This window comes from Collimonas silvisoli (assembly GCF_018305005.1).
Taxonomy (GTDB): domain Bacteria; phylum Pseudomonadota; class Gammaproteobacteria; order Burkholderiales; family Burkholderiaceae_D; genus Collimonas; species Collimonas silvisoli.
This window is the reverse complement of sequence record NZ_JAGQEG010000006.1, coordinates 39,704-62,190: the sequence shown is the minus strand read 5'-3', so window position 1 is coordinate 62,190 and position 22,487 is coordinate 39,704. Positions and strand designations below refer to the sequence as shown.

Sequence of the window (22,487 nt, the reverse complement as noted above, 5' to 3'; positions counted from 1 at the left end):
GCGCATCACAATTCAGAAGCGCGATTATTGAAATAGATGCCGTGCGGCGAGCGCCCCACCGGAATCGTCTTGATCACTTTACCTGTCGTCAGATCAACTACCGAAACCCTCTTCAGCCAGCGCTGGGTGACCCACATGGTTTTGCCGTCCGCCGTCACTTCCATGCAATCCGGACCGCCCGGAACGGCGATACTGCCGACGCTTTCCAGCGTGTTCAAATCGAGCACATTGATGGTGCCGGCAACCCGGTTGGAGACGAACAGATGGCGATTGTCGCCCTGCGGCCGGAAATTATGGGCGCCGTCGCCGGTCTTGATTTTCTTGATGATTTTTTGCGTGCGCCAATCAATCACGGCAACATAATCGCTACCCATCACGCCTACCAGCAAATACTTGTTATCGGGCGTCATGTATACGCCGGCCGGCTGCTTGCCGACCGGCATGGTCCACTTCACCTGTTGCGTAGCCAGATCGACCGCGGCCAGTTCATCGCTGCCTTGCAGGCTGATGAAAGCCAGCCCGCTGTCGGCGGTGAACGCCATGTGGCTAGGCATGGCCGGCAGCGGCAGGCGCTTGGCCAGTTTCAGGTTCTTGCCGTCGTAACCGTAGATATCTATGCGGTCGAGACGCAGGCCGTTGGCGATAAACCATTTCTGGTTGGGCGAAAAGCCGATTTGATAAGGATCGACAATATCCTTCACCTGGCTCTGGATCTGGCCGCTTTTCGGGTCCAGGAACAGCAGCGAATCGCCGGTAGCGGCGGCCACGATCAGCGATTTGTTGTCCGGCGTCGGCATCAGGTGATGCGGCTCCTTGCCGACCGGGAAAGTACCGATTTCCTTGTAAGTTGCTTGGTCCAGCAAAGTAATGGTGGCGTCGCGCGAATTCAGTACAACCACTGTATTAGCGTTGGCAGAGGCAGACGGAACAGACGTTACGGCGCCAGGCTCTGCCGCAAAAGTGGAGAATGCAGTCAACAAGCCGCAAGCGGCCACAACGGAACGGCGAACAAATACAGGCATAACAAAACTCTGAAAAGCGAAAACGGCTATTTTACCGCGCATGAATGGCCACCATCGATTTAAATGACGTTAGCCGGCCATGGCGAAACACTGCTGGAATTGCCTTCCAGCACGGGTTGCCGGCCGGTTTTTGGTTTACACTGCACTACTCTGGCAGGACAGAGCAAATCGCCACGCTGCGGTGACTCTCGATCGCTGCCCTACATTGATGATTATTTAGAAAAGGACTCCCATGTCGACCACCACTACCGTTTCCGGCCTGCAGTTTGAAGATATCAACCTTGGCAACGGCGCTGAAGCCAAAGCAGGCGATCACGTGACCGTGCATTACACCGGTTGGTTGCAAAACTCGGATGGCAGCGCCGGCAAGAAGTTTGATTCCAGCAAGGATCGCGGCGACCCGTTCGAATTCCCGCTGGGCGCAGGCCATGTCATCAAAGGCTGGGACGAAGGCGTACAAGGCATGAAAATCGGCGGCGTGCGCAAGCTGATCATTCCGCCAGCGCTGGGTTATGGCCCACGCGGCGCCGGTGGCGTGATTCCGCCCAACGCTACCCTGATTTTTGAAGTTGAACTGCTGGGCGTATAAGCAGCCCCTGCCAAGCTCCCCTACGCTCCCCCTACCCGCAACGGCCGCCCGATGAAATTATCTGTATTTGTCTTGTATTCACGCCGTATGGCGTCGTTGCTGGTGACGCTGCCGCTGTTCGCCGGCTGTACCGTCGTCAGCGTCACCAGCAGTGTAGTCAGCGCCGGCGTCAGCGTCGGCAGCGCCGCGGTGGGGGTTGCCTCTACCGTGGTAGAAGGCACCGTTAAAGCGGGTTCGGCGGTAGTCGGCGCGGTTGCCGATTGATTCGTTTTTTTCCATCTACTGATACTTATACGAGACTCCGATGACCCTCCAAGCCCAATTCGAACAAGCCCAGGCCGACTCCAAGACATTGAGCGAGCGTCCCGACAACATGACCATGTTGAAAATGTATGCGCTGTTTAAACAGGGCAGCAGCGGCGACGTGCAAGGCGAGCGCCCAGGCATGACGGATTTTGTCGGCCGCGCCAAATGGGACGCCTGGAACGAATTGAAAGGCAGTTCCAAGGAAACCGCACAGCAGGAATACATCGACCTGGTCGAAAGCCTGAAAGACTAAGGCAGATTGTGGGCCGGCTTAACTTAAGGTAACCCGGCCCAGCACTTCAGGATTGAGCAGGTTCGGCGGCCATTTCCGCTCTGCCGTCGGCAGCAACGCCGCCAGCAGGTTATCCGCCGCGCACTCGGCCATCGCCCGCCGGGTAGGCTCGGAAGCGCTGGCAATATGCGGCGTCAGCACCACATTCGACAATCCCAGGAAATCCGGATGCAGCGCCGGTTCATTCTCGAATACATCGAGTCCGGCAGCGGCGATTTTCTTGTCACGCAATGCGGCGATCAGCGCCAGATCGTCAACGATGCCGCCGCGCGCCAGATTGACCAGGGTCGCGCCCGGTTTCATCAAAGCCAGCTCGGCAGCAGCGATGGTATGGTGCGATTCTTTCGAATACGGCAGCACCAGAATCACATGATCGGCCGCTGCCAGCAATTCTTCCTTGCTGACATAACGGGCCTGGTTGGCGCGCACTTCCAGCTCGGGCGACAGGCGTGAACGATTGTGATACAGCACTTGCATATCGAATCCCAAGGAACGCCGCGCAATCGCCTGGCCGATGCGTCCCATGCCGATGATGCCCAGCGTAGCGCCATGCACGTCGGCGCCGAGAAAACTATCGTAACGCCATTGCTTCCAGTGTCCGGCGCGTAGCCAGTGCTCGGCTTCCGTCACCCGGCGCGCGGTGGCCATCAGCAAGGCCCAGCCGAAATCGGCGGTGGTCTCATTCAATACGTCGGGCGTATTGGTCACCATCACCCCGGCCTTGGTGGCCGCGGCAACATCGATATTGTTATAACCGACGGCCTGATTGCACACTGCCTTCAGGCGCGGGCTGGCCTGCAGTAATTCAGCTGAAATGCGTTCGCTGGCGGTGGCGATCACGCCATCCTTGTCACGCAGTTTTTCCGCCAGTTCGGCAGCGCTGAAGATGCGGTCTTCCTGGTTGCTTTCCACTTCGAAGTGCTGTTGCAATCTCGTGATCACTTCTGGGAATACTGCTCTAGCCATCAATATCTTGGGTTTCATATTCACACCCTTAGCGGAAAAAAATCAAGGTCATCACAGCAAACAAAGGCAGCAGCACCACGCAGGCCCACGCCATATAACCGAAGAAAGACGGCATCTTGATACCACGCTCTTCAGCGATGGCTTTCACCATCAGGTTCGGCGCATTGCCGATATAGCTGTTGGCGCCCATGAACACCGCGCCGCAGGAAATCGCCGCCAGCGTCGCTGCCAGCTTGGTCATCAGCTCAAGCGCATCGCCGGATGCCGTATTGAAGAACACCAGGTAGGTTGGCGCATTATCGAGGAAAGACGAGAGTACGCCGGTGGCCCAGAAATACATGGCGTTGTTGGGTTGGCCGTCGGCGCCGGTGACCGCGCTGACCACCAGACCGAAAGCGCCATGCTCGCCGGCGCGCAGCATGGCGATCACCGGCGCGATGGTGACGAAAATCCCGGCAAACAATTTGGCCACTTCAAGGATCGGCCCCCAGCTGAAATCATTGCCGTCACGGGCCGCTTTGGGAGTCAGCCAGAGCGAGGCCAGAATCACCAGGACCAGCAAGCTATCGCGCAGCAGATCCTGCAACGCCACCTTGGTGCCGTAGATGTCATAGCTGATTCCCGGCTTCCAGAAACCGCTCATCAGCACCAGCAACACTACGATCGCCAGCAATACAAAGTTGAATTTGCCTTCGAAATGCAGCTTGACGCCCGGTTGCGCCGGTTCCGGCCTGGGTGGCAATTCTTCGCCTTTTGCATGGAAATAATAATTATCGAGGAAATAGAAAATCACCAGCAGCGCACCCCACATGAACATGGTTTGGCCGAAGATATTTTTAAAGGTCCAGGAAAAATCGACACCTTTCAGGAAGCCTAAAAAAAGCGGCGGATCACCCAGAGGAGTCAATGCGCCGCCGGCGTTGGCCACCAGGAAAATGAAAAACACGATGATGTGCACCGTATGCCTGCGATTTTCATTGGCATTGATCACCGGCCGGATCAGCAGCATTGCCGCACCGGTGGTCCCCATCAGACTGGCCAGCACGGTGCCCAGCGCCAGCAAGCCGGTATTCATGGCAGGCGTGCCGCGCAAATGGCCGCGCAGACAAATCCCGCCCGCCACCACGAACAAGGCGGTCAATAAAATAATGAAGGGGAAATACTCTGCCAGGAAAGCATGCACCACGCCGGCAGCCGCGGTCGGCACACCAAATTCCAGCGCACATGGAAGCACGAAAGCCAGCGACCAAGCCACCGAAATCTTGCCGAAATGATCGTGCCAGAAGGTAGGCGCCAACAAGGGGCCAAGCGCAATCGACAGCAGCAAACCGATAAAAGGCACGCCCCACCAGATCGACAATTGGGCTCCTTCCAGTTCTGCGGCCTGCGCCGCTACAGGCAGGAAGGCGATCAAGAGTGCGAGTGCTTTTTTATGCAATGGGATCTTCCGGATAAGGTTATCGATTGGGTGTGCAACTGGGTATGCAACCAAGACAGCGCACTATTTTATTCTGAAAACAATATCGGATAAATAACAAAGACACCACACGCTAAACCGCTGCGTCAAGCGGGCCGGCGATTTCGAAAACCTGGCGCAGGTAATTCAGATAGGCCTGGTCGTCGCACATATTCTTGGACGGCGTATCCGACAATTTGGCGACCGGCTGGCCGTTACAGCGCACCATCTTCATGACGATCTGCAATGGCGTGTAACCCAGATCGTTGGTCAGGTTGGTGCCGACGCCGAAGGCCACCCGGGTCCTGTCCTTGAAACGCAGATACAGTTCATTGACCTTGCCGAAATCCAGGCTATCGGAAAACACCAGGGTTTTGGTGGAGGGATCGACGCGATTGTCCTGATAATGCTTGATCAAGCGCTCGCCCCATTCGACAGGATCGCCGGAATCGTGGCGCGCACCGTCGAACAATTTGCAGAAATACAAATCGAAGTCGCGCAGGAATGCCGCCATGCCGTAGACGTCGGACAGGGCAATCCCGAGATCGCCGCGATATTCCTTGGCCCACATCTCAAATCCGAAAATCTGCGAATCGCGCAGCCGCGGGCCGAGCGACTGGCAGGCTTGCAAATACTCGTGCGCCATCGTGCCGAGCGGCATCATGCCGTATTTCATGGCGAAATAAACGTTGGAAGTGCCGACCAGATGCTGTGCGAAATCGCGCTGCAAAGTCTGCACCACCTCCTCGTGCCAACTGCGCGAAAAACGGCGGCGCGTGCCGTAGTCGGCTATTTTGCAGCCAGCCATGGCGGCATCGTCGCGAATCAGAGCCATCTTGCTCTGTAAGCGCCGGCGCCCTTCGGCATGATCCGGCGCGGTTTGGGTCGCGCGGAAATAGACTTCGTTGACGATCGCCAGCACCGGCACTTCAAACAGGATGGTATGCAGCCACGGCCCCTTGACCACGATATCGATTTCACCGTTGTCGGCCGCCGATGGCTGCACGCTGATGTACTTTTGCTGCAGATGAAACAGACTGAGGAAATCGATGAAATCGCTTTTGAAGAAGCGCATGCTGCTCATATAAGCCAGTTCCTGTTCCTGAAACCGTAAACGGCACAGGCCGGCAATTTCGTCGCGGATTTCATCGACGTAGGGCCGCAGGTCAGCGCCCTGGTTGCGGCATTTGTAGCGATACTCGACTTCAGCTCCGGGAAAATGATGCAAGACCACCTGCATCATCGTGAATTTATACAAATCGGTATCGAGCAGCGAAGTAATGATCATGGTATTTGAATACAGGGCGGTGATGAAAAATGGCTGGCGAAACCTGGGAGATTATCTGAACCGGTCTTGCATCTTACAACAGCGACTTGGCAGCAGCCTTTTATGGCGAACATCTTAGCAAAAATGACAACATGACAATGTTTTCGTACTCGTCGCGTCATCCCGTTTTTTTTATGCTGTCTCTACGACAGCCGACGCCTGCTCCGCATGATCCGGCTCGAAGAAACACCAGTGCACCTGGGGCCAGCGCTGCTGGATCCCGGCCTCGATACGGTTAATCGCATCGACCAGCGCTATATCGGAAGGCTGCGGCCGCATCACGGCTTGCACCGCAAGCATCACCTGCTCGCCCCATTGCATCGAGATCAGATTCCTGATGCTCGCCACATCGGCGTCGGCCTCGATATGCGCCTTGATGGCGGCATGCACCTCGGGCGCGGCGGACTCGCCGGTGACCATGGCTTTGACTTCGCGGATCACCATCACCGCAACGATCATCAGCAACACGCCAACCGCGATCGTGCCCCAGGCATCCCACAGCGGATTACCGGTGACTACCGTCAGCAGCACAGCAACAAACGCCAGCTCCAGCCCCGCCAGCGCGGCGATATCCTCCCCTGCCACCACCATCAGTTCCGATTGCCTGGTTTCGCGAAACCATTGCATGAATGGCTTGCCATGCGAGATCTTGCGGATTTCCACCATCGCGCCGCGCAGGGAAAATGCTTCCAGCACCACCGATACTCCCAACACGCCCAAGGCTATCCACGGTGTGCTGATCGGCTGCGGATGCTGCAAATGTTCGATACCTTCCATCACCGAAAACGCGCCGCCGACAAAAAACAGCAATAGCGCCACCATCATCGCCCAGAAATAAACCACACGCGCATAACCCATCGGATGGGACGCGTTTGCCGGCTTCCTGGCTTCTTTCAAGCCGATCAGCAGAAATACCTGGTTGGTGCAATCGGCCAGCGAATGGATGGCTTCGGCCAGCATCGCCCCGGAACCGGTGTAGATTGAAGCGGCAAACTTCGCCAGCGCAATCCCGCCATTCGCGCCCAAGGCATAAAAAATGGCTTTGATGGGGCTTTCCGAGGGAGATGACATAATTATTCCGTAGCAACAAAGGCGTTCACGATAGCCATTTTGGCAAGTGGATGCAAGCAATCCCGTTGCCGCCTCAAAACGCCTCGGCCGGATGTGGTAAAACTGATCAAACACCGGCGTTTGCGGCTAATGTGAATTTCACATTTGCTTATATGGATTCTATATAACAGCTGTTTGTGAGAAAGCCGGAATTACCTTAAAATACAAGGCTTTGCGACAGGGTGCGTAGAACAGCGCCGCTTGCTGGAAAACACCCGCCGCCTGAAGAGCTGCTTCAGGACCCGCTTCAAGATTAAATTTACAGATAGGACTGTTGTTATGACCCACGTTGTGACCGAATCCTGCATTCGCTGCCGCTATACCGACTGCGTGGATGTATGCCCGGTTGATTGTTTCCGCCAAGGCCCGAATTTCCTGTCGATCGACCCCGACGAGTGCATCGATTGCGCAGTCTGCGTCGCCGAATGCCCGGTCAACGCCATCTACGCTGAAGAAGATGTGCCTGCGGACCAACAGCAATTCATCAAAATCAATGAAGACCTGTCGCGCCACTGGCCATCGATCACCAAGACGGTCGCGCCGCTGCCGGACGCCGATGAATGGAAAGACGTGAAAGAAAAATTAGAATTTTTGCAACGCTAATTTGCAACGTTAAGTTAGACCCTGGCCGCCTTCGCATGGCGGCCAATGGAGTAGCGGCGCTAAGCCGCCAATTTGAGCCAGGCCATTGCCCCCAGCCACAGCGCAACACCTATCGCCGTCAGACAGAAATTCGCGAGAACTTTAATCCAATCGCCGTCGCAGCCATCGTTAGCACACCGCAACGGCGTTTTGGGGGACCCAACTGAAACAGGAATCAGAACGTCGCATGGATACCAACGTCAAGCTTGCAGCACCCAACTCCACCAACAACACGCCGATCGAGACCGATGCCATCATCGTCGGCGCCGGTCCGGTCGGCCTGTTCCAGGTCTTCGAACTCGGCCTGCTGGAAATCAAGGCCCACGTCATCGACTCTCTGCCGGTGGTCGGCGGCCAGTGCGTTGAACTGTATCCGGACAAGCCGATTTACGACATCCCGGCGGTGCCGGTCTGCACCGGCCAGGAACTGACCGACAACCTGCTCAAGCAAATCGAACCGTTCGAGCCGACCTTCCACCTGAATCAGGAAGTGACGCTGGTAGCGCGCCGCGAAGACAATCGCTTCGATCTGGAAACCTCGGCCGGCACCCGTTTCATTACCAAAACCATCTTCATCGCCGCCGGCGTCGGCTCGTTCCAGCCGCGCACCATCAAGGTCGAGGGCATCGATCAGTACGACAATACGCAGCTGTTCTATCGGGTCAAGGATCCGGCACAATTCCACGGCAAAAACCTGGTGATCTGCGGCGGCGGCGATTCGGCGCTGGACTGGGCGCTGGATCTGGTCGGCAAGGCGGAATCGGTAGTGCTGCTGCATCGTCGCGAAGAGTTCCGTGCAGCGCCGGCTTCAGTCGCCAAGATGAAAGCCATGTGCGAAGCTTACGAAATGCAATTCCTGGTCGGCCAGGTCACCGGCCACGAAGCCAAGGACGGCAAACTGAGCGAAATCAAGGTTACCGGCCCGGACGGCGTGACCCGCCGCCTGCCGCTGGATACCCTGCTGGTGTTCTTCGGCCTGTCGCCAAAACTCGGCCCTATCGCTGAGTGGGGCCTGGATATCGAGCGCAAGCAATTGAAAGTGGTCGATACCGAGAAGTTCGAAACCAATGTGCCGGGTATTTTTGCGGTGGGTGACATCAACACTTATCCGGGCAAGAAGAAACTGATCCTGTCGGGCTTCCATGAAGCGGCACTGGCTGCATTCGGCGCTGCGCCCTACATCTTCCCGGACAAGAAGATCCACATGCAATACACCACCACATCGCCAAAACTGCACAAGATCCTGGGCGTGGAATCGCCAGTGTTCGACTAAACTCCAGATCAGCAGCACAAGAAAAGCCGCCCGCGAGACAATCTCCCGGGCGGTTTTTTTCACCGTATTTTTAATCGCGTAAAAATAAAAATGCCCGGGATGCATCAGCATCCCGGGCATTTTTCATACAACTAAGTTACTGCGAGATTACTGCGCCGCTGCCGGAGCAGCTTCGCCGCCTTCGTCAGCCTGCGCTGCCTTCATCGACAGTTTCAGACGGCCGCGGTCATCGGTTTCGAGAACCTTGACGCGCACTTGCTGGCCTTCTTTCAGGTAGTCGGCAACCGCATTCACGCGTTCATTGGCGATCTGGCTGATGTGCAGCAGACCGTCTTTGCCCGGCAATACTTGCACGATTGCACCGAAGTCCAGCAGCTTCAAGACCGTACCTTCGTAGACCTTGCCCACTTCAACCGAAGCGGTCAGTTCTTCGATACGACGCTTGGCTTCCTGGCCGGCAGCAGCATCTACCGAAGCGATAGTCACGACGCCTTCGTCGCTGATATCGATCTGGGTGCCGGTTTCTTCAGTCAGCGCGCGAATCACAGCGCCGCCCTTGCCGATCACGTCGCGGATTTTTTCCGGATTGATCTTGATGGTGATCAGGCGCGGCGCGAAATCGGACAGCTCGGTTTTACCGTGCGGTACCGCTTCTTGCATTTTGCCGAGGATATGGACGCGGCCTTCTTTAGCTTGCGCCAATGCGACCTGCATGATTTCCTTGGTGATGCCCTGGATCTTGATGTCCATCTGCAGAGCGGTGATACCGTTGGCAGTACCGGCTACCTTGAAGTCCATATCGCCGAGGTGATCTTCATCGCCCAGGATGTCGGTCAGGACGGCAAACTTGCTGCCTTCCTTGATCAGGCCCATGGCGATACCGGCAACGTGTGCTTGCATCGGCACGCCGGCATCCATCAAGGCCAGGCAGCCGCCGCAGACCGAAGCCATCGACGACGAACCGTTGGATTCGGTGATTTCCGATACCAGGCGTACCGAGTAGCTGAAATCTTCCGGCGCCGGCAATGCTGCTTGCAGGGCGCGCTTGGCCAGACGGCCGTGGCCGATTTCGCGGCGCTTCGGGGTACCAACGCGGCCGGTTTCGCCAGTCGCGAACGGTGGCATGTTGTAGTGCAGCATGAAACGATCCGAATACTCGCCCATCAACGCATCGATCTTTTGTTCGTCGCGTGCAGTGCCCAGCGTGGCCACGACCAGCGCTTGCGTCTCGCCACGGGTGAACAGTGCCGAACCGTGGGTACGCGGCAGAACGCCGGTACGGATCGTGATCGGACGCACGGTGCGAGTGTCGCGGCCGTCGATACGCGGTTCGCCTTCGAGGATTTGCGAACGGACGATCTTGGCTTCCAGGTCAAACAGGATGCCGCTGACTTCCGAAGCATCAGGTGCAGTGCCGCCAATCGATGCAGCTTCGGCAGCCAATGCCGCGTTGACTTCGGCAGTAGCGTCTTTCAGCTTGGTGGTGCGGGCCTGCTTGTCTTTGGTCTGATAGGCTTCACGCAGCTTGGCTTCGCCGAAATGCGCAACGCGAGCGATCAGCGCGTCATTCTTCGGCGCCGGGCTCCATTCAACTTCAGGCTTGCCGCCGTCGCGTACCAGTTCGTGGATCGCGTCGATAACCGCCTTCGATTGCTCGTGGCCGAACACCACCGCGCCCAGCATGATTTCTTCCGACAGTTGCTTGGCTTCGGATTCCACCATCAGCACGGCGGTTTCAGTACCGGCAACTACCAGATCCATGGCGGACTTGGTCAGTTGCGATGTGGTTGGGTTCAATACGTATTGACCGTCGATATAACCAACGCGCCCAGCGCCGACCGGGCCGGCGAAAGGAATACCGGCGACCGACAGGGCAGCCGAAGCACCGATCATCGCAGCGATGTCCGGATCGATTTCAGGATTGACCGACAGCACGTGAATGATGACTTGCACTTCATTCAGGTAACCTTCCGGGAACAGCGGGCGGATCGGACGATCGATCAGGCGCGATGTCAGGGTTTCTTTTTCGGAAGGACGGCCTTCGCGCTTGAAGAAACCGCCTGGGATACGGCCTGCAGCGTAAGTCTTTTCAACATAATCAACGGTCAGCGGGAAAAAATCCTGACCTGGCTTGGCATCCTTGCGCGCTACCACGGTAGCCAGCACAACGGTATCTTCAATCGACACCAGCACGGCGCCGGAGGCTTGGCGAGCGATCTCGCCGGTTTCCAGCGTAACTTGATGCTGACCATACTGGAATGTCTTCGTAACTTTATTAAACACAATATATCCTTTCATTTTGCCGACAGATTTTCAGGCGCTGTCGTTCACCTCACCACAGACGATTCATCGCTGGCTGTTTGTGTCGATAACCAATGAATTGCCGTCTCCTTGCTTAGAACTTACTTCTTAATACTTGTGCAGATAAGCCGCAAAAAAGCTGCTGCCAAAAGCAAAAATGCCCGCATCAGAAACTGATACAGGCATTTTTTTCAACTTATCGACGGACCAAGGACATCGTCACGAAATATCGAAACAGAATGTCGCTGCAAATACCGGAGGTCGACGATGAGCCGCGCACTTACTATTACTTACGCAAGCCGAGTTTTTCGATCAGCGAGCGGTAACGGTTCAGGTCCTTACCTTTGAGGTAGGACAGCAGGCTTTTACGACGGTTAACCATCATGATCAGGCCGCGGCGGGAATGGTGATCCTTAGCGTGGGCTTTGAAGTGACCGTTCAGGTCGTTGATACGGGCAGTCAGCAGCGCAACTTGCACTTCTGGGGAGCCGGTGTCGTTTTGACCGCGCGCATTATCAGTGATAATAGCGGCCTTGGCTGTTTTTTCGATAGTCATGCTTTACCTTTCACAAGCGGTGTACAGAGTACGTAACCCTATGCACCGTGAACAAACAATTAAAAAATCCGGTCAAACTTGACCAGACGCGCAGTATATAGCAAAAGCCCTGCCAATTCAAACAGTTAGCGCGCCGTCAACAACAATCTATTTTGGAGTATCGCCATGAAGCAACCCTTTCCCATTCTCCTGGCCGGTTTACTGCTGAGTCTGACCGGTTGCGCTTCTCTGCTGGCGCCTCCAGTCAATCCCGGCGAACCCGAGGCGCAAGTCCTGGCGCGCCTGGGGAAGCCGACCGGAACTTATCAAGACGGCAATGATGTATTATTGGAATACTCACGCGGGCCGTTTGGCCAGGCAACGTATATGGCGAAAATCGGCCCGGATCACAAGTTGATTTCCTATGAGCAAGTATTGACCCTGGAGAAATTTGCCACCATCAAGGTCAATCAATTCAACCAGAACGATGTCCTGCGCACCATCGGCAAGCCGATCGAAACCATCTACTACAGCCGGGTAAAACTGAATGGCTGGAATTACGGTTACAAGGAAAGCGGCGTCTGGAACTCGATGATGACGGTCTACTTCGACGACAGCGGGATTGTGCGCAAGCTTGAAAACGGCCCCGATCCGCGTTATGAACATACCCGGTTTGGCATGTAAAAACTTCGCCAGGCAGGCTGAACAGAAAGCGTCATGCATGATTAAACTTGCAGTTAAATTCCCGAAACGGCAACGCATCCAGGCCATGCTGGCCAGCACCCTGCAGGAATGGTTCAAGCAGCGCTCCGGCAGCAAAGGCGCTGCCCTGGCCTTCTATACCCTGTTCTCGATGGCGCCCATGCTGATACTGGTGATTGCGATTGCCGGCGCGGTATTCGGCGAACAGGCGGCGCGCGGCGAAATTTTCGGCCAGTTGTCGGGCTTGATAGGCCCGACCGGCGCCGACGCCATCCAGCTGTTGCTGGCGGCGGCCCACAGCAATCGCTCGGGGCCGATCGCGGCGCTGATCGCGGTAGCGGTGCTGCTGATCGGCGCCACCACCGTATTCTCCGAACTGAAGGATAGCCTGGACGAAATCTGGTACGTCGAGCAGACCCGCCAATCCGGCATCATGTCCTTGATCCGCACTCGCCTGCTGTCGTTCGGACTGATACTGGTACTGGCCTTCCTGCTGCTGACCTCGCTGGTGGTCAGCGCGGCGCTGGCGCTGCTGGCAAAATACCTGGGCGGCATGTGGCTCAACGTGACGCTGGTTTTTTCACCGCTGTCACAGCTGTTTTCATTTGCCGTGATTGCCAGCCTGTTCGCCTCGATCTACAAGATGCTGCCGCAGACCAAATTGCCGTGGCGCGACGTATGGATAGGCTCGATCGGCACCGCCGCCTTGTTCGTGCTGGGTAAATACCTGATCGGCATCTACCTCGGCAATAGCGGCGTCGCTTCCAGCTATGGTGCCGCCGGCTCAGTGATTGCGCTGCTGCTGTGGATTTACTACTCGGCGCAGATTTTCTTTTTCGGCGCCCAGTTCACGCGCCAGTACGCCCTGTTTTTCGGCAGCCTGCAAGAGATCGACAAGAATGCCGACGCTCACTCGACCTCTTCGAGTCGATCATGATAAGGCTCCAGCCCGCGATCTGAAAGCCGCAGAATGCGGCCGCAGCGGCGCGCCAGTTCAATATCATGGGTCACGATCACGAAGGCCGTGCCCAAGGTTTGCGACAATTCCAGCATCAGATCGAAAGTCATCTGCGCCGTCGCCCGATCGAGATTGCCGGTCGGCTCGTCGGCCAGCACGCAAGCCGGCCGAGTGACCAGCGCCCGCGCCAGCGCTACCCGTTGGCGCTCGCCGCCGGAGAGCTCGCCCGGCACGTGGATTACACGTTCAGCCAAGCCGACCCGCGCCAGAATCTCACGCGCCTGCTGTTGCGCATCGCTGCGCTTGAGGCGGCGGATCATCAAGGGCATGGCGACGTTATCCAGCGCGGAAAATTCCGGCAGCAGATGATGAAACTGGTAGACGAAACCGAGTGCATTATTGCGCAAGTCGCCACGGGTCTTTTCTCCCAAGGTCGTAAAATCCTTGCCCAGCAAACTGACGTTACCGGCAGTCGGTGCATCCAGGCCGCCCAGCAGATGCAGCAGGGTCGATTTGCCTGAGCCGGAAGCACCGACAATAGCCACTTGCTCGCCCTTGGCGACATCGATATCGATGCCATTCAAGACCTTGACCGAATAACTGCCCTGGGTAAAAGTCTTGCCCAGGTTGCGACAGGAAAGAACGATGGATTTATTTGTATTATTCATAACGCAACGCCTCAGCAGGTTTCACCCGGGCAGCCCACCAGCTCGGATACAAGGTCGCCAGGAAAGCCAGCACCACGGCGACGCCGCCGATGGTCCAGACATCCGGCCAGCGCAGGTCTGAAGGCAATTCGGTAATCACATACACGCTCTTGGGCAGGAACTGCACGTGCAGCATATTTTCGATAAACGGCACGATGACATCGATATTCAGGGCTATCAGCACGCCGCCGCCAACCCCGATAGCGGTGCCGATCAGCCCCACCAGCGCACCCTGGATCATGAAAATCTTCATGATCGATCCCGGCGATGCACCCAGCGTGCGCAGAATCGCAATGTCAGCCTGCTTGTCAGTCACCGTCATCACCAAGGTCGACACCAGGTTGAAGGCGGCCACCGCGATGATCAGGGTCAGGATGATGAACATCATGCGTTTTTCAGTCTTGACGGCGGCGAACCAGTTGCTGTTCTGCTGGGTCCAGTCGCGCAGATACAAATTGGGCGGCAGCGTGGTCGCCAGCTGCTGCACCACCTGCGGCGCTTGCAACATGTCGACGATCTTCAGGCGCACGCCGGACGGTGAATCCTGGCGGAACATTTTTTCCGCATCTTCCAATTGAATGAAGGCCAGGGTCGAATCGTATTCAAAATGACCAGCCTCGAAAATCCCGGCCACGGTGAATTGCCGCAAGCGCGGAATCACGCCGGCCGGCGTCACCTGCCCTTGCGCCGCCATCAATGTCACCTTATCGCCGATGCCCACGCTCAAGGCATGCGCCAGCTCTATCCCCAGCACGATATTGAATTCGCCCGGCTTGAGGTCATTGAAGCTGCCTTGCTTGACCTTGCTGGCCACGTCCGACACCTTGGGCTCCTCGGCCGGCAATACGCCGCGTATCGCCACGCCGCGCAAGACGCCTTCGCGCACCAGCATGGCCTGCGCATCGACATAGGGCGCCGCGCCTACCACTTCCTTGTTCTTGAAGGCCTGCTGGGCGACCTCTTCCCAGTTCTGCATGGAACCGGAAGCGTCGAACACTTCGATATGGGCCAGCACCGACAGCATGCGGTCGCGCACGTCTTTCTGGAAGCCGTTCATCACCGACAGCACCACGATCAGCGCCGCCACCCCGAGGGCGATGCCGGCCATCGATATCAGCGAAATGAAGGAAATAAAGCTGTTGCGGCCGCTACGCTTGCCCGCGCGGGTATAGCGTATGCCGACCAGCCACTCAAACGGTAAATTTTTTATGATGCTCAAAAGGAGGCTCCCGAAATCAGCCCGCAGTTTGCCATAATTTGGCAAACTCACGGAGCTTTCCCGCTGAATGCGCCTGATCTGATCCAGACAATGCGCTATCGTTCAATACCGGACCGGGTCAAAATCAAGGTAGCGCCACCAATTGCCAAAACGAAATATACTAACGGATACACCATATTAATAAAACATCGGGCCGATGCCGGATGACTATCCAATCTGAACAGGATCGCATGATGAAAAAATTCTTCGCCCTATGCCTCGGCCTGCTATTGGCGCAGGCGGTGGCCGCTGCCCCGCTTCCCTATGATGAGAAGGCCGACGCCAAAGCCGACCTGAGCCAGGCCTTGAGCCAGGCGCAGAGCAGCAATAAACAAGTGATATTGGTATTCGGCGCCAACTGGTGCACCGATTGCCGCGAACTGGACAAGGCGCTGCATGGCAAAAGCGCGGCGCTGATCGACGGCAAATTCATTCTGGTGAAAGTCGACGTCGGCAATTTCGACAAGAATCTGAATGTCGCCCAGTCTTACGGCAACCCGATTAAAAAGGGTATTCCAGCCGCCGTGCTGCTCAGCCCGGACAACAAGATCCTGTATTCGACCAAGGCCGGCGAACTGGCGGACGCCCGCCGCATGGGCGAGAACGGCATCTACGATTTCTTCAATAAAGAGATCGTAAAAAGACAGGGCGGCTAAGCCTGCGCTCAACCGCCCCGGTTTGCAACAACCATAATGCTGCGCGCTTACTTAGGCGCCAGCCGTATCCCGCCGTCGAGACGGATCACTTCGCCGTTCAGGTAGACCGTCTCGACAATGGTCTTCACCAATGCCGAGAATTCAGCCGGTTTGCCCAGGCGCGGCGGGAACGGCACCATTTTTCCTAACGCGTCCTGCACTTCTTCCGGCATGCCGAGCAGCATCGGCGTTTCCATGATGCCCGGCGCAATCGTCATCACACGGATGCCGTGGCGCGCCAGTTCGCGCGCTGCCGGCAAAGTCAGAGCCACTACCCCGCCCTTGGATGAGGCATAGGCAGCCTGGCCGATCTGGCCATCGAAAGCGGCAACCGAAGCGGTGTTGATGATCACCCCGCGCTCACCTTCAGCATTCGGCTGGCCCTTGCTCATCGCATCGGCGGCCAGGCGCATCATGTTGAAAGTACCGATCAGATTGATCTGGACCACGCGACTGAAATCTTCCAGGGCATGCGGCCCCTCCTTGCCGACTATGCGCTTGGCCGGCGCCACGCCTGCGCAGCTGACCAGCCCGTGCAAGCCGCCGAACACCGTGAGAGCGGTGCTGACCGCCTCCATGGCGCTGGCTTCGCTGCACACATCGGTTGCCACAAAACGGGCATTGGCGCCCAGTTGCGTCGCCAATGCGGCGCCGGCTTCCTGGTTGATATCGGCGATCACCACCTTGGCGCCGCCCTGCACCAGCATGGCGGCAGTTGCCGCACCCAGGCCGGAACCGCCGCCGCTGATCAGAAATACATTATTTTCAATTTGCATATTTTTCTCTTTTCCTCTTTAAATGTTAGCCTTGGCGATTTCCTGGTTGCGCAAGATGAAGCGCTGCAGTTTGCCGCTGGGGGTTTTTGGCAGTTCTGTTAAAAATTCGATTTCACGCGGATAAGAATGCGCCGCCAGACGATGTTTGACGTATTGCTGCAGCTCGCCGATCAGTTCGGCACTGGCATGATAATCCTTGCTCAAGACGACAAAAGCCTTGACCAGTTCAGTGCGCTCCGGGTCCGGCTTGCCAACCACTGCCGCCTCAACCACCGCCGGATGCTCCAGCAACGCGCTTTCGACATCGAAGGGACCGATGCGATAACCGGCAGAAGTAATGATATCGTCACCGCGGCCGATGAAGCTGATGCTGCCATCCTGGTTTTTCTCGACCGTATCGCCGGTGATGTAATAGTCGCCGCTGTCAGCCGCGTTATCTTGCTGCCAATAGCCCTGGAACCAATACACCGGCGAACGGCGCCGATCCACCGCCAGCACGCCCGGCTGGCCCGCCGCCAGTTCCTGTTGATCGTCGTCCAGCACCGCCAGGCGATAGCCAGGCATGGCAAGGCCGGCCGAACCCAGACGCACCTCATGCCGCAAACCATGGTGGTTGCACAACACCATGCCTAGCTCGGTCTGGCCGTAATGATCGTTGATCGGGCAAGCCAGATGTTCGCCGAACCAGCGAATCACCTCCGGGTTCAAGGGTTCACCGGCGCTGCTGACGACGCGCAAACGGCCCTTGACCGGCGCCGCCGCCGCTGCGCCGGCGGCAATCAGCAGCCGGTACGCGGTAGGCGAACCTGCGAGATTGGTAATCTTGTATTTATCGATAATCCGGTAAGTGCTCTCCACCGTGAACGAACCCTCATAGAAGGTAATCGCATGCCCCATCAGCAAAGGTCCGGTGACGCAGTAGTACAAGCCGTAAGCCCAGCCGGGATCGGCGATATTCCAGAACGCATCTTGCGGCCGCACGTCCATCGCGTAACGCGTGTACACGTAAAACGCCAGCATCGCCCGCAACGGCACCGCGACACCTTTGGCCGGCCCGGTCGTGCCCGAGGTAAACAACATGATGAAAGCATCATCGGCCTTGCGCATCACCGGCGCGAACTCTATGGATTGGCGCTCCAGTTCGGCCCAGAAACCGAAGTCGCCGGCTGGTGTTTGACTGGCGACGGTCACGATCGGCGGACATGCCGGCACCTCCGCCAGTTTGTGACGGTTATCGGCGTCGGTAACGATCAATTTCGCTTCGCTGGCGGCAACCCGGTATTCAATCGATTTCGAACCGAAGGCGGTGAACAAGGGCTGGTACACCGCACCGGCGCGCCAGGTGCCAAGAATTGCAATCAGCAGTTCCGGCGTACGCGGCAGCAATCCGGCTACGCGGTCGCCGGGCTGGATGCCCTGCGCCTTCAGAAAATTGGCAAAACGGCCTGACAACTCCTTGAGCTGGGCAAAGGTATAACTGGCGCTGCGGCCATCCTTGCCTTCCCAAAACAGCGCTATATGGTCGTGGCCGGGCGTGGCGTGGTGGTCGCAGCATTCGACGCAGGCATTGATGCCGGCTTGCAGATTCCCGGACAATTCCGCAGCAATACTGTCGGCGCTGAAGTCCGCATAAAACTGGGCATAATCAGGAATGGTGTCGGCCGCAGTTGAAACTGCGGCTGGCAAAGCAGATGACATGAGTGTTCTCCTCTAACCTAGAATGGCAGGCTTGATCTGCTCTTGTTCTTATGAGAAATGGAACTGCCGCAGCCAAGTCTAGGATAATTAGTGGCTGACAACCATGTTAAAAGCGATCAATGAATTTGATCGGAATTGCAATATCTACTATCTAATGGTTTTATGGCCACCTATAAAACCGTAGCGAGCGGCTCAATCTCGGGGCGAGAAGCGCAGCCGTACGCAAGTACCGTGAGCATCGCCGCCCCGAGATTGAGTCGCGCAGTAGGTTTTAAAGGTGGTCATATGGAAGATTGGGAAAAGGGAACGATCGCTATCAGCTTTGTCGATGAAGCGCTGCACAGCATGCGCCAACGCGGCATGGATACTGAAACGCTGCTGCTTGAGGCCGGTATTTCTCCGCGTTGGCTGAGCACGCCGCACGCTCGGGTCGCCGCCGCCAACTACGGCAAGCTGTGGTATCTGATCGCGCACGCCATGGATGATGAATTTTTCGGCATGGATAGCCATCCGATGCGGGTCGGCAGTTTCAACATGCTGTGCCGCAGCGCCCTGCACAGCGCCAATCTCGGCAAGGCTCTGGCACGCACTCTGGATTTCCTGCGGCTGGTGCTGGACGATATGTCGGCGACGCTCTCGGAACAAGACGGCCTGGCGCGCATCGTCATCAACGACACCGGCAGCCCGCGCCGCATGTTTGCCTACGGCACCTTCCTGATGATCGTGCATGGCGTCGGCAGCTGGCTGATCGGACGCCGCATTCAATTGTTGTCGGCAGATTTTCGTTGTGAGGAGCCGTCGGCCAGCCTCGATTACAAGATCCGCTTTTGCGACCAGGCCCGCTTCAGCCAGCAGCAGACCGCCATCACTTTCGATGCGGCTTGCCTGGCGTTGCCGATAGTGCAAAACCAGCGTTCGCTGCAATCCTTCCTGCGCGAAGCGCCCGGCAACCTGCTGGTGAAATACAGCAATCACGATAGCCTGGCGGCCACCATCCGACGCCATCTGCGCCAGCTGCCGCTGACCGAATGGTCAGACTTCGACAGTTTGTCGAAACAACTGCATACGCCGGCGTCGACCTTGCGCCGCAAGCTTGGCCAGGAAGGACAATCGTATCAGGCGATCAAGGACAATCTGCGGCGCGATCTGGCCATCAATTATTTGAGCGGCTCCGCCAGGAGCATTGAAGAAATTGCGCTCAGCCTTGGTTTTGCCGATTCCAGCGCTTTCCATCGGGCCTTCAAGAAATGGACCGGAAGCAGTCCGGGCGAACATCGGCGCGCTTTGTCGGCAACGTAAGAACCCGATTGCAGCTGTACATTTCAGCCTCCCCGGGTAAAAACCTTCTCATGTGTCGCCGATAACAAAACAAAACCCGACTGTGGGGACAGAGCCATGCGCCGCGCTGCGGCGCCTGAACTCTGTCCCCGATTACCGTCAACTATTTACATTTCCTGCTTGGCAGAAATAGCGTTTGCCACCACCAGCGCAGTCATGTTGACCACCCGGCGCACCGTCGCCGACGGGTTCAGGATGTGCACCGGAGCCGCAGCGCCGAGCAGCACCGGCCCCACCGTCACGCCCTGGCCGCCGGTCATCTTCAACACGTTGAACAGGATATTGGCGGCATCCAGGTTCGGTGTCACCAGCACGTTGGCGTCGCCGCTCAGGGTCGATTTCGGCAGGAACTGCGCCCTCACCTCTGCACTCAAGGCGGCATCGCCGTGCATTTCGCCATCGGCTTCGACATCCGGCCTGCGCTTGACGAACAAGTCGCGGGCGGCGCGCATTTTCTTGGCCGACGGCCGGCTGCTGGAGCCGAACATCGAATGCGACAGGAACGCCACCTTGGGCGGCACGCCGAAGCGTTTTACTTCTTCCACCGCCATCGCTGCGATATCGGCCAGTTGCTCGGCGTCCGGATCGTCGTTGACAAAGGTATCGGCGATAAACAAGGTGTGCTTGTCGAGCACCAGGCCGTTCATGGTGGCGAAGCACTTGGCGCCTTCGCGCAGGCCGATGATATCGCTCACATGTTCCAGATGACTATCGAAACGCCCGACCAGGCCGCACAGCATGCCGTCGGCGTCGCCCAGCTTGACCAGCAGCGAGGCGATGGTGGTATTCGAACGGCGCAATGTCGATTTCGCCATCTCGGGCGTGACGCCGTCGCGCGCCTTGATCTCGTGATAGGTTTCCCAGTATTGGCGGAAACGGACATCGTCTTCCGGATTGACCAGTTCGAAATCGCGGCCGGCCTGCAAACGCAAGCCGGCGCGCTTGATGCGCGCCTCGATCACCGCCGGGCGGCCGATCAGGATAGGCCGCACCAGTTTTTCTTCGAGCGCGATCTGCACCGCACGCAACACCCGTTCATCTTCACCCTCGGCGTAGACGATGCGTTGCGGTTCGCCGCGCGCCGCCAGGAACACCGGACGCATGAACATGCCGGTGTGGCTGACGAAACGCATCAGCGATTGGCGATAGGCCTCCATGTCCTTGATCGGGCGCGTCGCCACACCTGATTCTTCAGCAGCACGTGCAACCGCCGGCGCGATACGCAAAATCAGGCGTGAATCGAAAGGTTTCGGAATGATGTATTCCGGACCGAAATGCAGCTCCTGGCCGGCATAGGCGGAGGCCACTTCTTCGCTGATCTCAGCCTTGGTCAAGTCGGCGATCTCGCGCACGCATGCGACCTTCATCGCTTCCGTGATGCTGGTGGCGCCGCAATCCAGCGCGCCGCGGAAAATATAGGGGAAACACAGCACGTTGTTGACCTGGTTCGGATAGTCCGAACGGCCGGTGGCGATAATGCAATCCGGCCGCGCCTCCAGCGCCAGTTCAGGACGGATTTCCGGTTCCGGGTTGGCCAGCGCCAGGATGATAGGCCGCGAACCCATGGTCTTGACCATTTCCTGGGTCAGCACGCCGGGCGCGGAACAGCCGAGGAATACATCGGCGTCGACAATCGCCTCCGCCAGGGTGCGGGCATTGGTGGTTTGCTGGTAGCGCTGCTTGGAGATATCCAGCTTGTCTTCGCGTTTGTCGTGAATCACGCCCCGCGAATCGCAGACGAAAATGTTTTCGCGCTTGACGCCCAGCTCGACCATCAGGTCCAGGCAGGCAATCGCCGCCGCTCCGGCGCCAGAGGCCACCAGCTTGACTTCGCCGATCTTCTTGTTGACCAGTTCCAGCCCGTTCAACAAGGCTGCCGAGGAAATGATGGCGGTACCGTGCTGGTCATCGTGAAAGACCGGGATCTTCATGCGCTCGCGCAGCTTCTTTTCGATATAGAAGCATTCCGGCGCCTTGATGTCTTCCAGGTTGATGCCGCCCAGCGTCGGCTCCAGCGCGGCGATGATTTCGACCAGCTTGTCCGGATCGCGCTCGGCCAGTTCGATGTCGAACACATCGATGCCGGCAAAATTATGGAACAGGCAGCCCTTGCCTTCCATTACCGGCTTGCCGGCTAGCGGTCCGATGTCGCCCAGGCCAAGCACCGCGGTGCCGTTGGTGACCACGCCCACCAAGTTGGCGCGCGAGGTGTATTCCACCGCCAGCTCCGGATCTTCATGGATCGCCAGGCAGGCGTATGCCACGCCGGGCGAGTAAGCCAGCGACAGGTCGCGCTGGTTGGACAATGGTTTGGTTGGCACCACGGCGATCTTGCCGCGCGTCGGGCTGCGATGATATTCGAGCGCAGCGTCGCGCAGGGCCTGTTCGGCCGCAGAAAGAGTGGTTGGGTTGCTCATTGATGGTCTCCTGGGTACGCTAGTGAAAATTAGTTGGCAGCGACATTAGCACAATGTCCATCGATTCGGTTTCTCGGTGACCGATATCTCTGCGATTGAAGATGCTTCTGGGAAAGAAA

At 57.5% G+C, this 22,487-nt stretch carries 21 protein-coding genes; 9 read left to right on the top strand and 12 right to left on the bottom strand.

The window, feature by feature from the left end; translation table 11 throughout:
• Window positions 1-5: 5 nt before the first annotated feature.
• Window positions 6-1,022 carry a YVTN family beta-propeller repeat protein gene (locus tag KHU33_RS02600; RefSeq protein WP_230414011.1) on the bottom strand — a complete coding sequence of 339 codons (1,017 nt, stop codon included), beginning with the start codon at window positions 1,020-1,022 and terminating at the stop codon, window positions 6-8.
• 232 nt (window positions 1,023-1,254) lie between these two features.
• On the opposite strand from KHU33_RS02600, the gene KHU33_RS02595 reads away from it, so the two are divergent.
• From KHU33_RS02595 to KHU33_RS02585, 3 genes are read left to right on the top strand one after another with little or no spacing between them, the layout of a single operon-like run.
• Window positions 1,255-1,611, top strand: a complete 357-nt coding sequence (locus KHU33_RS02595; protein WP_211460948.1) for an FKBP-type peptidyl-prolyl cis-trans isomerase — start codon at window positions 1,255-1,257, stop codon at window positions 1,609-1,611.
• A gap of 51 nt (window positions 1,612-1,662) precedes the next feature.
• Entirely contained in the window at window positions 1,663-1,875 is a 213-nt protein-coding gene (locus tag KHU33_RS02590) for a hypothetical protein (RefSeq protein ID WP_211460947.1), read from the top strand.
• Window positions 1,876-1,915: 40 nt separating this feature from the next.
• Window positions 1,916-2,170 (top strand): acyl-CoA-binding protein, encoded by a 255-nt coding sequence (locus tag KHU33_RS02585; protein WP_211460946.1) that lies wholly within the window; start codon window positions 1,916-1,918, stop codon window positions 2,168-2,170.
• An 18-nt stretch (window positions 2,171-2,188) separates the two neighbouring features.
• Here KHU33_RS02585 and KHU33_RS02580 read toward each other — a convergent pair whose 3' ends face one another.
• From KHU33_RS02580 to KHU33_RS02565, 4 genes are all read right to left on the bottom strand, one after another.
• Window positions 2,189-3,193, bottom strand: a complete 1,005-nt coding sequence (locus KHU33_RS02580; protein ID WP_211460945.1) for a 2-hydroxyacid dehydrogenase — start codon at window positions 3,191-3,193, stop codon at window positions 2,189-2,191.
• A 10-nt stretch (window positions 3,194-3,203) separates the two neighbouring features.
• Entirely contained in the window at window positions 3,204-4,613 is a 1,410-nt protein-coding gene (locus KHU33_RS02575) for a sodium:proton antiporter (RefSeq protein ID WP_211460944.1), read from the bottom strand.
• A gap of 112 nt (window positions 4,614-4,725) precedes the next feature.
• Window positions 4,726-5,919, bottom strand: coding sequence for a nicotinate phosphoribosyltransferase (gene pncB / locus KHU33_RS02570; protein WP_211460943.1), 1,194 nt, complete (start codon window positions 5,917-5,919; stop codon window positions 4,726-4,728).
• 171 nt (window positions 5,920-6,090) lie between these two features.
• Window positions 6,091-7,029, bottom strand: a complete 939-nt coding sequence (locus KHU33_RS02565; protein ID WP_211460942.1) for a cation diffusion facilitator family transporter — start codon at window positions 7,027-7,029, stop codon at window positions 6,091-6,093.
• A 318-nt stretch (window positions 7,030-7,347) separates the two neighbouring features.
• Between KHU33_RS02565 and fdxA the strand changes: the two genes are divergently transcribed.
• Together fdxA and KHU33_RS02555 are read left to right on the top strand one after the other, a co-directional pair.
• Entirely contained in the window at window positions 7,348-7,671 is a 324-nt protein-coding gene (gene fdxA, locus KHU33_RS02560) for a ferredoxin FdxA (RefSeq protein ID WP_211460980.1), read from the top strand.
• 226 nt (window positions 7,672-7,897) lie between these two features.
• The gene (locus tag KHU33_RS02555) at window positions 7,898-8,983 is read left to right on the top strand and encodes an NAD(P)/FAD-dependent oxidoreductase (protein ID WP_211460941.1); all 1,086 of its coding nucleotides are present in this window, start codon (window positions 7,898-7,900) and stop codon (window positions 8,981-8,983) included.
• A 147-nt stretch (window positions 8,984-9,130) separates the two neighbouring features.
• Here the strand turns inward: KHU33_RS02555 and pnp are convergent, their stop codons facing one another.
• Window positions 9,131-11,266 (bottom strand): polyribonucleotide nucleotidyltransferase, encoded by a 2,136-nt coding sequence (gene pnp / locus KHU33_RS02550; protein ID WP_211460940.1) that lies wholly within the window; start codon window positions 11,264-11,266, stop codon window positions 9,131-9,133.
• A gap of 304 nt (window positions 11,267-11,570) precedes the next feature.
• Window positions 11,571-11,840, bottom strand: a complete 270-nt coding sequence (rpsO, locus tag KHU33_RS02545) for a 30S ribosomal protein S15 (protein WP_014007042.1) — start codon at window positions 11,838-11,840, stop codon at window positions 11,571-11,573.
• 165 nt (window positions 11,841-12,005) lie between these two features.
• On the opposite strand from rpsO, the gene KHU33_RS02540 reads away from it, so the two are divergent.
• Together KHU33_RS02540 and KHU33_RS02535 are read left to right on the top strand one after the other, a co-directional pair.
• Window positions 12,006-12,503, top strand: coding sequence for a hypothetical protein (locus KHU33_RS02540; protein ID WP_211460939.1), 498 nt, complete (start codon window positions 12,006-12,008; stop codon window positions 12,501-12,503).
• 40 nt (window positions 12,504-12,543) lie between these two features.
• Window positions 12,544-13,458: a YihY/virulence factor BrkB family protein gene (locus KHU33_RS02535; RefSeq protein WP_407928239.1), complete on the top strand. Its 915-nt coding sequence runs from the start codon at window positions 12,544-12,546 to the stop codon at window positions 13,456-13,458.
• On the opposite strand, the gene lolD is transcribed toward KHU33_RS02535, so the two are convergent.
• Window positions 13,431-14,147 carry a lipoprotein-releasing ABC transporter ATP-binding protein LolD gene (gene lolD, locus KHU33_RS02530; RefSeq protein WP_211460937.1) on the bottom strand — a complete coding sequence of 239 codons (717 nt, stop codon included), beginning with the start codon at window positions 14,145-14,147 and terminating at the stop codon, window positions 13,431-13,433. The genes KHU33_RS02535 and lolD overlap by 28 nt on opposite strands.
• Window positions 14,140-15,405: a lipoprotein-releasing ABC transporter permease subunit gene (locus KHU33_RS02525; RefSeq protein WP_211460936.1), complete on the bottom strand. Its 1,266-nt coding sequence runs from the start codon at window positions 15,403-15,405 to the stop codon at window positions 14,140-14,142. The genes lolD and KHU33_RS02525 overlap by 8 nt, the downstream gene beginning before the upstream one ends.
• Window positions 15,406-15,608: 203 nt before the next feature.
• Here KHU33_RS02525 and KHU33_RS02520 point away from each other — a divergent pair, with 203 nt between their 5' ends.
• Window positions 15,609-16,100, top strand: coding sequence for a thioredoxin family protein (locus tag KHU33_RS02520; protein ID WP_230414009.1), 492 nt, complete (start codon window positions 15,609-15,611; stop codon window positions 16,098-16,100).
• Window positions 16,101-16,147: 47 nt separating this feature from the next.
• On the opposite strand, the gene KHU33_RS02515 is transcribed toward KHU33_RS02520, so the two are convergent.
• Together KHU33_RS02515 and KHU33_RS02510 are read right to left on the bottom strand one after the other, a co-directional pair.
• Window positions 16,148-16,915, bottom strand: a complete 768-nt coding sequence (locus tag KHU33_RS02515; protein ID WP_211460935.1) for an SDR family NAD(P)-dependent oxidoreductase — start codon at window positions 16,913-16,915, stop codon at window positions 16,148-16,150.
• Window positions 16,916-16,933: 18 nt separating this feature from the next.
• Window positions 16,934-18,613 (bottom strand): AMP-binding protein, encoded by a 1,680-nt coding sequence (locus tag KHU33_RS02510; protein ID WP_230414008.1) that lies wholly within the window; start codon window positions 18,611-18,613, stop codon window positions 16,934-16,936.
• A gap of 285 nt (window positions 18,614-18,898) precedes the next feature.
• On the opposite strand from KHU33_RS02510, the gene KHU33_RS02505 reads away from it, so the two are divergent.
• Complete coding sequence (locus KHU33_RS02505; RefSeq protein WP_211460934.1) at window positions 18,899-19,912, top strand: AraC family transcriptional regulator; 1,014 nt, start codon at window positions 18,899-18,901, stop codon at window positions 19,910-19,912.
• 146 nt (window positions 19,913-20,058) lie between these two features.
• On the opposite strand, the gene KHU33_RS02500 is transcribed toward KHU33_RS02505, so the two are convergent.
• Window positions 20,059-22,368, bottom strand: coding sequence for an NADP-dependent malic enzyme (locus KHU33_RS02500; RefSeq protein WP_211460933.1), 2,310 nt, complete (start codon window positions 22,366-22,368; stop codon window positions 20,059-20,061).
• Window positions 22,369-22,487 lie beyond the last annotated feature (119 nt).

What these genes read in the sequence shown, in the direction of transcription:
- KHU33_RS02500 (WP_211460933.1), bottom strand. Translation starts at nt 22,368, where the DNA reads ATGAGCAACCCAACCACTCTTTCTGCGGCCGAACAGGCCCTGCGCGAC.
- KHU33_RS02520 (WP_230414009.1), top strand. Translation starts at nt 15,609, where the DNA reads ATGACTATCCAATCTGAACAGGATCGCATGATGAAAAAATTCTTCGCC.
- KHU33_RS02555 (WP_211460941.1), top strand. Translation starts at nt 7,898, where the DNA reads ATGGATACCAACGTCAAGCTTGCAGCACCCAACTCCACCAACAACACG.
- KHU33_RS02510 (WP_230414008.1), bottom strand. Translation starts at nt 18,613, where the DNA reads ATGTCATCTGCTTTGCCAGCCGCAGTTTCAACTGCGGCCGACACCATT.
- lolD (WP_211460937.1), bottom strand. Translation starts at nt 14,147, where the DNA reads ATGAATAATACAAATAAATCCATCGTTCTTTCCTGTCGCAACCTGGGC.
- fdxA (WP_211460980.1), top strand. Translation starts at nt 7,348, where the DNA reads ATGACCCACGTTGTGACCGAATCCTGCATTCGCTGCCGCTATACCGAC.
- pncB (WP_211460943.1), bottom strand. Translation starts at nt 5,919, where the DNA reads ATGATCATTACTTCGCTGCTCGATACCGATTTGTATAAATTCACGATG.
- KHU33_RS02515 (WP_211460935.1), bottom strand. Translation starts at nt 16,915, where the DNA reads ATGCAAATTGAAAATAATGTATTTCTGATCAGCGGCGGCGGTTCCGGC.
- KHU33_RS02595 (WP_211460948.1), top strand. Translation starts at nt 1,255, where the DNA reads ATGTCGACCACCACTACCGTTTCCGGCCTGCAGTTTGAAGATATCAAC.
- KHU33_RS02565 (WP_211460942.1), bottom strand. Translation starts at nt 7,029, where the DNA reads ATGTCATCTCCCTCGGAAAGCCCCATCAAAGCCATTTTTTATGCCTTG.
- KHU33_RS02505 (WP_211460934.1), top strand. Translation starts at nt 18,899, where the DNA reads ATGGAAGATTGGGAAAAGGGAACGATCGCTATCAGCTTTGTCGATGAA.
- KHU33_RS02590 (WP_211460947.1), top strand. Translation starts at nt 1,663, where the DNA reads ATGAAATTATCTGTATTTGTCTTGTATTCACGCCGTATGGCGTCGTTG.
- rpsO (WP_014007042.1), bottom strand. Translation starts at nt 11,840, where the DNA reads ATGACTATCGAAAAAACAGCCAAGGCCGCTATTATCACTGATAATGCG.
- KHU33_RS02580 (WP_211460945.1), bottom strand. Translation starts at nt 3,193, where the DNA reads ATGAAACCCAAGATATTGATGGCTAGAGCAGTATTCCCAGAAGTGATC.
- KHU33_RS02585 (WP_211460946.1), top strand. Translation starts at nt 1,916, where the DNA reads ATGACCCTCCAAGCCCAATTCGAACAAGCCCAGGCCGACTCCAAGACA.
- KHU33_RS02600 (WP_230414011.1), bottom strand. Translation starts at nt 1,022, where the DNA reads ATGCCTGTATTTGTTCGCCGTTCCGTTGTGGCCGCTTGCGGCTTGTTG.
- KHU33_RS02540 (WP_211460939.1), top strand. Translation starts at nt 12,006, where the DNA reads ATGAAGCAACCCTTTCCCATTCTCCTGGCCGGTTTACTGCTGAGTCTG.